This window comes from Streptococcus sp. 23.2 (assembly GCF_016648665.1).
Taxonomy (GTDB): Bacteria; Bacillota; Bacilli; order Lactobacillales; family Streptococcaceae; genus Streptococcus; species Streptococcus salivarius_E.
The window spans coordinates 60520-71255 of record NZ_JACLQJ010000003.1 but is presented as its reverse complement, the minus strand read 5'-3'; the positions used below and the strand labels follow the sequence as shown (position 1 = coordinate 71255).

The 10736-nt window shown below is 35.9% G+C and carries 10 protein-coding genes; 9 read left to right on the top strand and 1 reads right to left on the bottom strand.

Annotated elements, in window-relative coordinates; genetic code table 11:
• From H7T98_RS02760 to H7T98_RS02735, 6 genes are all read left to right on the top strand, one after another.
• The coding region (locus H7T98_RS02760; RefSeq protein WP_201061222.1) for a bifunctional glycosyltransferase family 2/GtrA family protein at nucleotides 1-981 on the top strand (981 nt) is incomplete at its 5' end.
• Complete coding sequence (locus H7T98_RS02755) at nucleotides 971-3196, top strand: glycosyltransferase family 2 protein (RefSeq protein ID WP_084915200.1); 2226 nt, start codon at nucleotides 971-973, stop codon at nucleotides 3194-3196. The genes H7T98_RS02760 and H7T98_RS02755, both read left to right, overlap by 11 nt.
• Nucleotides 3193-5133 (top strand): hypothetical protein, encoded by a 1941-nt coding sequence (locus H7T98_RS02750; RefSeq protein WP_084915199.1) that lies wholly within the window; start codon nucleotides 3193-3195, stop codon nucleotides 5131-5133. The genes H7T98_RS02755 and H7T98_RS02750 overlap by 4 nt, the downstream gene beginning before the upstream one ends.
• A 631-nt stretch (nucleotides 5134-5764) precedes the next feature.
• A complete protein-coding gene (locus H7T98_RS02745; RefSeq protein WP_084915197.1) occupies nucleotides 5765-6697 on the top strand; it encodes a hypothetical protein in 933 nt (310 codons plus the stop codon).
• A gap of 1 nt (nucleotide 6698) precedes the next feature.
• Nucleotides 6699-7490, top strand: coding sequence for a hypothetical protein (locus tag H7T98_RS02740; protein WP_073687245.1), 792 nt, complete (start codon nucleotides 6699-6701; stop codon nucleotides 7488-7490).
• Nucleotides 7465-7965, top strand: coding sequence for a hypothetical protein (locus H7T98_RS02735; protein WP_014635183.1), 501 nt, complete (start codon nucleotides 7465-7467; stop codon nucleotides 7963-7965). The genes H7T98_RS02740 and H7T98_RS02735 overlap by 26 nt, the downstream gene beginning before the upstream one ends.
• 235 nt (nucleotides 7966-8200) lie before the next feature.
• Here H7T98_RS02735 and H7T98_RS02730 read toward each other — a convergent pair whose 3' ends face one another.
• Entirely contained in the window at nucleotides 8201-8809 is a 609-nt protein-coding gene (locus H7T98_RS02730) for an NUDIX hydrolase (RefSeq protein ID WP_084915195.1), read from the bottom strand.
• A 162-nt stretch (nucleotides 8810-8971) separates the two neighbouring features.
• Here H7T98_RS02730 and H7T98_RS02725 point away from each other — a divergent pair, with 162 nt between their 5' ends.
• Genes H7T98_RS02725 through H7T98_RS02715 form a run of 3 tightly spaced genes read left to right on the top strand, consistent with a single transcriptional unit; the run spans nucleotide 8972 to nucleotide 10711 of the window.
• On the top strand, nucleotides 8972-9298 hold the full coding sequence (locus tag H7T98_RS02725; protein ID WP_022496158.1) for a PadR family transcriptional regulator: 327 nt from the start codon (nucleotides 8972-8974) through the stop codon (nucleotides 9296-9298).
• Complete coding sequence (locus H7T98_RS02720) at nucleotides 9285-9869, top strand: DUF1700 domain-containing protein (protein WP_084915193.1); 585 nt, start codon at nucleotides 9285-9287, stop codon at nucleotides 9867-9869. The genes H7T98_RS02725 and H7T98_RS02720 overlap by 14 nt, the downstream gene beginning before the upstream one ends.
• Nucleotides 9866-10711, top strand: coding sequence for a DUF4097 family beta strand repeat-containing protein (locus H7T98_RS02715; RefSeq protein ID WP_084915191.1), 846 nt, complete (start codon nucleotides 9866-9868; stop codon nucleotides 10709-10711). Before H7T98_RS02720 ends, H7T98_RS02715 begins: the two co-directional genes overlap by 4 nt.
• Nucleotides 10712-10736: the final 25 nt, after the last annotated feature.

Sequence of the window (10736 nt, the reverse complement as noted above, 5' to 3'; positions counted from 1 at the left end):
AAGGAAAATCAAATGTTTGACATTATTCTAGTCGATGACGGTAGTGGAGCTGATTTTGCACCGTTATTTGCAATAGCGCAGAGTGACTATGCATGTCATTTGCAAAGACATGATGATAATAAAGGAAAAGGTCGTGCTTTAAAAACGGCTATTTCATATATTTTGGACAATTTTCCTAATGCCAAAGGAATTGTGACGATTGATTCTGATGGTCAACATACCTACGAAGACATGATGAAATGTTTGGCTGAATTTTTGCAACATCCTGATAGTTTGGTGCTGGGTGTTAGAACATTTGAAAAATCTGTTCCTTTACGTAGTAAATTTGGAAATTTATTGACAAGAGACGTCTTGGGGGCTATGACAGGTATGAACGTTTCTGATACGCAAACGGGGCTTCGTGTGATTCCTATGTCATGGTTGCCAAAACTCTTAACCGTGGAGGGTGAACGGTATGAATTTGAGATGAATATGTTACTTGAGGCAAAAGAGGACAATATTCTGATTTGTGAAGTTGGCATTGCAACGATTTATTTGGATGAAAATCAGTCGTCGCATTTTGATGCGATTCGTGACTCGATTAGAATTTACAAGGTTTTCTTCAAGTACATTTTTTCAGCATTGTTTTCCTTCTTGGTTGATATTGTTGCTTTTACGATTTTAATTTCTTTGTTTAATGGATTGAGTTTTAGTGCGGTGACGTTAGCTTCGATTTTAGCGCGTGCGATATCATCTGTTGTTAATTTCACCTTGAATCATAAGGTGGTCTTTAAACGAGGTCAATCAAATAGTGCGATAAAATACTTCACTTTGGTGGTAGTACAGATTGTTTTGTCAAGTTTATTGGTAACAGTTCTAGGAAATGCCTTGACGACGCTGCCAATTTCATTGGTGAAGATTTTAGTTGACGGTACACTTTTCTTTGTCAGTTATTTTGTGCAAAAACATTTGATTTTTAGTGGAGGTGAGAATGAAGACTAGTAAGAGGATACTCTATTTCGTTGCATTTGTAACGACTGCCTTTTATTTAACTTGGCGTTTGGTGGCGACTATTCCGTGGCATGATTCATGGTTTGCGCTGATCTTTGGGATTTTATTGTGGGGAAGTGAGGTAGTTTCAGCCATTACAGGCTACATTCTCATTTGGAATAAGCAAAAGGACTTTGAGCTTAAAAAGCCTGAGATTGCTAAGGAGCGTTACCCAGATGTGGATGTTTTGATTGCAACGCATAATGAGGATCCAGAGTTGCTTTATAAGACGATTAATGCCTGTACTTTTATGGAATATCCTGATAAGTCTAAGGTGCATATCTACGTCTGTGATGATACCAATCGTCTAGAAGTTGCCAAATTGGCTGATGAGCTTGGTGTTGGTTATTTTGGTTTGGCGGATAATAAAGATGCCAAATCAGGAAACTACAATAATGCTTTACGTCAGACGTCATCACCTTTGGTGGCGACATTTGATGCGGATATGATTCCTTATCGTGAATTCCTGTTGGAAACTGTGCCTTATTTTGTTGAACAAGTTGAGGCTTATGAAAATGGTGACGATTATGATAAGTCAAAAGTTGGTTTGATTCAAACGCCACAAAGTTTTTACAATGCTGATATTTTCCAATTTAACTTGTTTTCAGAATCAACCTTACCAAACGAACAAGATTTCTTTTCCAAAGAAATTAATGTTTGCAATAATTCGCACGGTGCAGCGGTTTATACGGGGTCTAATACGGTTATTTTCCGCAAGGCGATTGAAGATGTTGGTGGTTTTCCGACAGATACCATTACGGAGGATTTCGAGCTAGGTGTTCGGATGAATGCGGCTGGTTATGTAAATTATTCGACGAAAAGTCCAATGGCTAGCGGGTTAACGCCAACAGATTTGAAGAGTGTCATCAAACAGCGCGCGCGCTGGGGACGTGGCGTTATTCGCAGTAGCTACAATATGAATATCTTCTTTAATCCCAAATTGACAAAGGGGCAAAGAATTGTTTATATTAATGGCTATCTTTATTGGTGGTCTTTCTTTAGACGGTTATTGTATATCTTGGCACCGATTTTATATACGGTTTTCCATGTGCGTGTGGTGGTGTCAAATATCTGGCTACTGTTCCTATTCTGGTTGCCAAGTTACGCATTGACACACTTGTCAATGCGAGAAGTCTCAAAACAATACCGAACACAGGTTTGGGGAGAAATTGTGGAAACGATTTTTGCTCCGTATTTGTTTATTCCCATGATGTTGGAGTCCTTTGGCATTAGCGAAAAAAAATTTAAGGTGACACGTAAGGGAAATGATACGTCGTGGACGTTGTACCTTTATGCGCTTCCTTATCTTGTTTTATGGGGATTAGCCGTTTATGGGTTGGTGACTTTTAACTATGGAAAATTTGGTTCAGAGCTTTTTTATGGAAGTATTATCAGTTTTTGGTTGATTTATCATATCATCAATTTGACCTTTGCGATTTTCTGTGCGCTTGGTCGTCCGATTTATCGCTCAAGTGAGCGTTTTACTGTTGATGAAGCTATGGTTATTGAGGTTGATGATGATTCTTACCAAGTGAGAGTCTGTGATATTTCAGAAACGGGGATTTCATTCTATACGGATTTACCATTGTATTTGCCGAAAGAAAAAGAACTGACGCTTAATTTGCAATCACGTGATTACCATGCGAGGGTAAAAGGTCATGTTGTTCGTGTTTTTGCGATTGATAATGGTTGGCGCTACGGCGTTCAATTTTCAGAAATTCCTGAAGCTGATAAGCGCGAATTTTATCAGTACATTTATGACCGCATTAATCACAATCTTCCGAAGGAAAAAGACCCTTGGATGACAACATGGGATGATTTATTTGAGAACTTTAGTCAACGTTTCCAAAATAATGAACGTCCTGTTTCAGCCTATGACCAAGTAGCTTTTCCGAAAGTTCGTGTTAATGAAGAGGTTCAGGTTGCTGGAAAAAAATGCCAGCTTAGAAAGACAGATTATTATTACATGACATTTTCTGGAAAATTGACAAATCCTAAAAAAGAACCGAATGTCGCATTTACCTACAAAGATTTGCCAATTCAGTTGACTTTTGTGTCCTATGATATTGATAGAGACGAATCGCTTTATAGAGTTACCAATTTAGCGGATTTGGATAGCTTACCTGCTTTTAAAGCCTTAGCAAATGAATGGAGAGGGAGAGTATGATTAGTATTGCTAGATTACTGTTGTTCTTTGTGATTACCATGGGGTACAATGCCTTTTTCCGTAATACTGTGAAGATGAATCGCAGTCTGACATGGGTGTTTACATTTTCAGTCATTACATTGGTATTGTACCTTGGTAGTTTGTTAGGCTTTATGTTGCAGACCGTGTATGCCATTTCTGTTTTGGGCTGTCTTTTGAGTCTTTATTATCTTTGGGCGGTATGGAAAAAGAAATATCGCTTTAGGAGACTTGATTATATTGCGCTTGGAATGATGGCTTATTTGCTTTTGTTTGGAATAACGCTCTGGCATTCACCGCTTTTACATTATGATAATTTTACGCATTGGGCAACGATTGTAAAATTTTTCCATATCAATAATGCTTTGCCAACACAGCAGGATACGATTATTAGTTATTATACCTATCCTGTTGGAAGTTCACTTTTCATTTATTTTTTCACGACTATCGTAGGCTTTTCAGAAGGTAGTATGTTGGTCGGGCAATTCTTCTTGATTGCTTCCAGTCTTTATGCCATGTTTGCGGCACTTCGTGATGATCGACGTGTCTTAATGGTTAGCATGATTTTTGCTTCGTTTGCTGTTTTTAATACGTTCAACGTTGCTATTCGATTAAATAATTTGCTGGTTGATTTTCTGCTTCCGGCCTTGGCCTTGGCAGCCATAGCAGGTTGTTTTGTCTATCGTAATCGTTTCTGGTTTTTGTCGCTAAATACGGCGGTAATTCTTGGATTATTAAGTATCGTCAAAGTAAGTGGACTTTTCTTTGTCGCTCTCGTTTTAGTAGTTTATGTGGTTTGTATTGTGCGTTTACTTGTTCGTAAAAGAGCACGTTTAAAAGCACTAGTGCTGCTCATAATGACCTTGCTAGTCAGCTGTCTTCCTTTTGTTATTTGGCAAAAGCATGTGACGGATAATTTCCCAAATGCCTCAAGTGCCAAGCATGCGGTGTCCATGTCAGAACTTGGTCAGGTATTGACTGGAAATCTGTCAGGCGACCCACAAAAAATTATCACTCTTTTTGTCAAATCGGTGTTTACGTTTGACAGTTTGGCAAGCAATGGAATTTTGATAATCAATCTGATTATGCTGTTTGCCTTTATTGTGATTGGCATTCGTTTGAAATATAAGAAATTTGTCTTGTTGACTTGGGGATTTGTTGATATTTCGATTGTGACTTACTATATTGGCATTTTACTCATGTATCTGACAGCAATGCCGACTGATGAAGCGTTAGAATTAGCAGGATTTGAGCGCTATGCTTCGAGCATCGTTATCTTTGCTTTTGGTTGTTTGACCATGGCTTTAGCATGGGTAATGGACAAGTGTCTGTATGAAAACATCATTAGTAAACGTAATGCTAGGTCTTACAAGAGCTTATTTAATAAACACTTGTACCAATACGCGAGCCTTGTTTTGACAGTTTATGCCATTGGAATGTTCTTGTCAGAAAATAATAGCATTGTTTACAATAACAATCAGGAAACAAACGAGGTCGTAAAAGAAATTCATCAGTTTACTGGAAGTCAGAGTAATTCGTCAACGGATAGAATTTTGGTTGTAACAGCAGATAAGGAGAATGTAGATAATTATTTTGTCCAATATGCTAGTCGTTATTATCTGTGGGATGTCAATGTTGATGCCAGAGAAAATTTTGTGTCGGCTGACCAAGAATTTTTAGATTTAATGGCATCATACAGCGACAGCGCAACAAGTTATTACCTCGGCAATGAAAATATCGATACTAGAGATGGTTCCAATTTAACAGACGATGACTTTATTGCACTCTTAAAAACGTATGACGAAGTCTTGATTTTAGATGACCATTATACCTTTAATGCCTTGACGAAAAAACTATTTGGTCGGACATATTCCCCAGGATTGTATAAAGTATCAGATATTCTTGCTGGAAAAGGGTAAGTTTTCTAGCTTTATCAAGCATAAGTCTTGATATTTCAAATAAAATATTCTATTATAACAAAAAATATGTAGAAGGAGGCGGAGTTTGTGACTTCGCCTCTTGTAGTGCTCAAAAGACTTTCTTGAACATTGGAGAGGAAGCTAAGATAAGTCCGTTTGAATTATCTGCTCTACTCATCACACAAAGCGAGGTCCTTAAAAGATACAATCCACGTTCCACACACTCAACACTAGCATAGAAAAATCTCATATCTACAAAAGCAATATCAGATTTTGGTTCTCGTGAACAATCAAAATAGCCCTTTATCTATCTCTTTTATAGTTGTTTTCCCAATATTCCCTTTCACCTTTTCCTATGCCTTCTGGTAGTTGCTTCAAACATTGTCCATACTTTGATATTTAACAATTTCAGTTATTTCAGCCAAAGAAAGTCGATGGGATGCTCTGCTAAAGTCCGTATCGAAGTAATCAACCTCTTCTATTTCAACTAAAATCTCATAATTTTGACCAAGATAATATTTAATTTCAGACGGTACTAACTTCTCTGATTCTTACTGAAGTAAAATAATTGAATTAAAAACCATGAAAATAAGATTTTCATGGTTTTTCTATTACTCAAAGAGGATCTCCTATGACAAAAATAGAAACATTTAGATGGCGTATGTGGCATGTTTATCTCCTTATTTTTATAACCATTCTACTTACAGGTACATTCGTTCGATATGGTTATAGACTTCAAGCCGATTATTCTTTAGACGATAGACTTTACGACTATACTAACAAAAAAGTTACTGTAACATCCTTTCAAAACGTCAAAATAGGAAACTTTAACGTTTTAGGTGTTAAGTTTGGAAATGAGAAAGCACTGGAGAGAAGTCAATTAGTCGTCGGTCGCACCTATCTAGCCTTCCAAGAATCTAGGTATAAAGCATCTAAACACAAGAAGGACCCTAAAAATTATGATATTATTCACTTTTATCAGCTTGGTAAAGATACTGGAAAAGGATACACTATTAATGTACTAGACCTTGCTAAGAAACTAGGATATGATGATCCCGGTTCCATGGATAATACCATGTTCTCCGATGGTAGGAATGAGTTTGTGAAATTTTCATCCTATGACAACGAAAAAGTATTCTATGTCAATTTACGCACCCATAAGGCAACTAAAACCAAACCAGCAAAAGTCAGTCAATACTACGGATTTGCTAAACCTTACCGCTATCTCCTTTCAAAGGATAATTTTTCTATAGGTCATAAAGATGATCCCCTCACTATCAACTCCATGCCCCTTATCTGGACCAAAGAAAGAAATTTTGCTGATTACAAAGATCAAGACGATAACGAATACAGTGACCAATCGCTCAAAAAAAGAGTCAGCCTAATTATCGTAACAACTGATTCACTTAATTTGGATGATGCCATTAAACTCCAAAAAGAGTTAACACCAGATAAGGAGGATATCTATTGGTATTTTACAAGTACTGATACAACGACTGGACACCCTGAGCAAGTTAAAAGTCAAAAAGATTACAACCTACTAGTTAAGGAGAGTCATAACTAATATGGTAAAAAATAACTTCAAATACCTTAAAATTACTATACCCTTGATTTTATTATTGACCATGATTGCTATCTTTTTCTATTACAATGCTCAAGAAAATATTAAAGGGTTTTATAAAACTCGTGGATTTCAAGGAAAGGTGCAAATAACTGGTATCGGATGGGCAGATAAAATTACTTATCGTATGAATAAAGAAGATGAGGTTAAACATTACCTGATTTTCCATATTGATTATCAAGAGACCATTAATAACAAAAAAGAACATGTAAATACTCAACTGCCTCTCCATATTCAAGATTTACTCTATCCTCACATTGCTAGCCCAACAGAAAGCGACTCAGATTTTAGTCGCCAAAATAGTGAATATAAGATTTTACCTGATGAAAGAGAATATGGGGACGACTTTGTTAAAAAGTCTATTAAAATCAACCCTAGAAATCAAAAATTTATCAATGATATCTCTAAAGCTCTAAGATCCGAGAAAGATTTAAAAAATATTATTGTTCAGATAGAACCTGTACCATACACGACACTCTATACTTATGAGAGGGGACATTCTAAAGCGCTAGGTGGCTATTATGATTTTTCACTTAAAGATACTCTACGAAACAAACAACTTACTGTCCAATTGAGTTTTCCTTCTGGTTCCACGACTAAAGAAATTGACTTACATTCTCAATTAGAACAGGTACTTAAAAACTCTGAACTACCAGATGGATGGTATATCTTAAATCAAAATAACGACTTTCCAAAAGAGGTACATATTGATGACAATCAAATTAGAATTAACTGAAGAAAGAACTCAAAGAGAATTATCTGAGGAAGAATGGGCTTTCCCTATTTGGAGATGGGCGGCTTTCTCACTATTTGACACCCTAATACTAGTTAGTCCCTTGACAAGAGAATTGATTTATCCTGGGGGAAGTGATTCTCGGTTTTACCTAGGTAAATCATTGGGTAACTTGATGCTAGATGATACACAACGCTTCATCTTTATTATTATCATTCTAACTCTTTTGCTACCTGCTTTTGCCTTAATCATAGAAAGCCTATTATTTTCAAAAGGATATCCTCTACTTTCAATAATATGTAGCTGTCTAATTTTTGTTAGTGCAACAGTCCTATTTGTCTACAGTCTCAGTATTGTCCCAGATTTTTGGAGCTTTACTATTTATAGTTATATGCTTTACCTTCTCTTCAACATAGGTAACTCCCTCAGAAAAATCAATAGAATCATCAATCTTAGGCAGAATAACACCAAAGCATAACAGCCTCTATCCACATAATACTCCCCTTTGAGCATAGGAATGACACAAACGAAACAAATAAATCTTGTCTACTCTAAAGTTGACCACCTAGCTAAAAGCTTCGATATTAATTTTAAAAATCATTTTAGGAATACTCTAGACTCATGTCCCAGAAATAAATCTCACTCCTTTGGTAGCAAATAAACAATGTAATTCATAGTAAAAAGATCAACATATTATTGTTGATCTTTTATTTTCACTCTAAATATTTCAGAATTTCTGTAAACCTATGTGTAAACATAGCTGTCATTCCCCATATGTTTTCTGTCAAGTTTCTGTAAAAGGGGATATGACGTTCACTGTACCCAAAATTGTATTTTTCTCTGTTCTTTACCAGGAAAAAAGGGAAATCTTTCGCATCACTCAAGGTAGAAGTCACTTTATAATAAATCGGATTCTCTGTCAATAAGGTGTCAATACAAACTGTAAACAACCGTTCTACCTCTTCATTCGGATGAATATCCTCCCAATTTTCTATATTTATCCTTCCAACAAAGCAATGGATGGTTCTCCCCTGATGAATCAGATAATCAATCTCTCCCCAAATGTCAATTTGATCAGGAAATAAGTTTAGTTCCTCACAAGTTTCTCGTATAGCAGCTTCTTGAAAAGTCTCACCGTCTTCGACACGGCCACCAGGAAAAGAAACCTCACCTGGTTGAGAAATATGCTCACTTCGTACTTGGTAAAGGATTTGATACTTATCAGTTTTTACATCATATATCAAGGGTAAAAGCACTGCATAGCGTCCTTTCTCCCCTAGTGGCTTTGGCTCGTAATGAGCTAGTTTATCTTTAATAGTCATAAGAACTCCTTGACTTCATATTATCATAAAAAAGAAGTTATCCCTATTATATAAATTTTATATATATAAAATATTGACATATCTTTCTAAAAGAGATACACTCAATGTGTAAAATAATTATATATAATTTTTATACATATCCTAAAAGCAAAGGAGCACATTATGTATTTTCCAACATCGTCAATCCTGATAGAGTTCCTAATACTAGCTATTATAGATAGAGAAGACTCTTATGGCTATGAAATTAGTCAAACCATTAAGCTTGTGGCTAATATCAAGGAGTCAACACTTTATCCTATTCTAAAAAAGCTTGAAAAAGCAGGCTATATGACCACTTATAGCCAAGCGTATCAAGGGCGTAAACGTAAATATTACAGTATTACCCAAGAGGGAAAAAATCAACTTCAATTTCTTAATGAAGAATGGTTAACCTATAAAGAAACTCTGGATGGTATTGTAGAAGGGAGATTAAGACATGACAAGGACTGAATATATAGCCAAATTAACAAAATATCTACGAAAATTACCACAAAAGGACTACGAAGAGGCCCTCGAATATTTCATGGAATATTTTGAAGAGGCCGGACCTGAAAATGAAGCTCAGGTTATTGCAGAATTAGGTACACCTAAGGAAGCAGCACATGAAGTCATTAGTCGTCTTCTAGACGAAAAGATTATTGAGGAAAAGAGTAGCTTACGTAATAAAACAACTATCCTCTGGATTGCGATTCTAGCTGTTTTAGCCAGTCCAGTCGCCTTACCAATTCTACTATTCTTCCTAGCTATGCTATTGACACTTCTTTTGATCATTTTTGCAGTCATAGTGACTGCCTTAGCTCTTACTTTTGCCTTGCTCATTAGTGGTATTTACACTTTCTTTACAAGCTTCTCTCTCTTAAATGTTTCACTAGCTTCAACACTGTTTGGAGTAGGTCTAGGTCTATTGATGTTTGGAGGAGCACTCTTACTGCTTTTGATTTCATTTGAAATATGTAAACTTATTGTAAAGCTAATTACCCTATTGATTAAATGGCTCATCAAGAAAGGAAGAAAATCATGAAAACTTGGAAAAAGATTGTCCTCGGAGTGTCTCTTATCTCTCTATTTTTAGGAGGAGGATTAGTATCTTGGGGTTATAGCCAAGGTGGCTTAACAGATTTACAAAATAAAACTATAAGTGAGCAAGATTATGTCAAGAAAGAAGTTGAGGACTTCAATAAAATTGATATTAAAAGTAGTAGCTACAATGTGCTTATAAAAAATGGTGACGTTGACAAAGCAACGCTTTCTTACTACCAAAAAACAAAAAATCCAATTGACACATCTGTAAAGGATGGTCAATTGACTATCAATGATAACAACTCTGAATTAGATTCAACTTCTAACAAACATATTAACTTTTTTGGATTAAAAGATTTAGTAAGACTTTCTACTCTCAACGAGGAAGTCAGAAATAAAACCATTGTCATTACACTCCCTAAAAAACAAACGATTGATTTTTTAAAGGTTGATTTAGCAACTGGAAATCTAGATTTAAGCAATAGCACCATCAAACAAGCAGATATCAATCTAAATGTAGGGGACCTAACTTTTACTAAAATGATTGTCAGCAACCTAAAAGCTAACCTTGATGTTGGTAGTGTTGATAGTAATCATACACTTTTTACTAACTCAGATTTATCTATTGCAATGGGAGATTACTCTGGAGATAACCTGATTTTCAATGGTCACAATAAACTTGATGTTACATCCGGTGATATTGAAATAGCTCTAAAAGATTACACGCTCAATGTTCAAGCCGATAGTCATTCAGGAGAGGTGGACATCACAAATAACCTTAAGATTTCAAAGGATAACACACTAACCATTACCTCAGACCTCGGTGATATAACTGTTGAATAACATAAAAAGCCAGCTCACATTAGAG

Bases quoted from the DNA above. Each gene is read 5' to 3' on its own strand.
- H7T98_RS02735 (WP_014635183.1), top strand. From the start codon at position 7,465: ATGACAATCAAATTAGAATTAACTGAAGAAAGAACTCAAAGAGAATTA.
- H7T98_RS02740 (WP_073687245.1), top strand. From the start codon at position 6,699: ATGGTAAAAAATAACTTCAAATACCTTAAAATTACTATACCCTTGATT.
- H7T98_RS02750 (WP_084915199.1), top strand. From the start codon at position 3,193: ATGATTAGTATTGCTAGATTACTGTTGTTCTTTGTGATTACCATGGGG.
- H7T98_RS02725 (WP_022496158.1), top strand. From the start codon at position 8,972: ATGTATTTTCCAACATCGTCAATCCTGATAGAGTTCCTAATACTAGCT.
- H7T98_RS02715 (WP_084915191.1), top strand. From the start codon at position 9,866: ATGAAAACTTGGAAAAAGATTGTCCTCGGAGTGTCTCTTATCTCTCTA.
- H7T98_RS02720 (WP_084915193.1), top strand. From the start codon at position 9,285: ATGACAAGGACTGAATATATAGCCAAATTAACAAAATATCTACGAAAA.
- H7T98_RS02755 (WP_084915200.1), top strand. From the start codon at position 971: ATGAAGACTAGTAAGAGGATACTCTATTTCGTTGCATTTGTAACGACT.
- H7T98_RS02745 (WP_084915197.1), top strand. From the start codon at position 5,765: ATGACAAAAATAGAAACATTTAGATGGCGTATGTGGCATGTTTATCTC.
- H7T98_RS02730 (WP_084915195.1), bottom strand. From the start codon at position 8,809: ATGACTATTAAAGATAAACTAGCTCATTACGAGCCAAAGCCACTAGGG.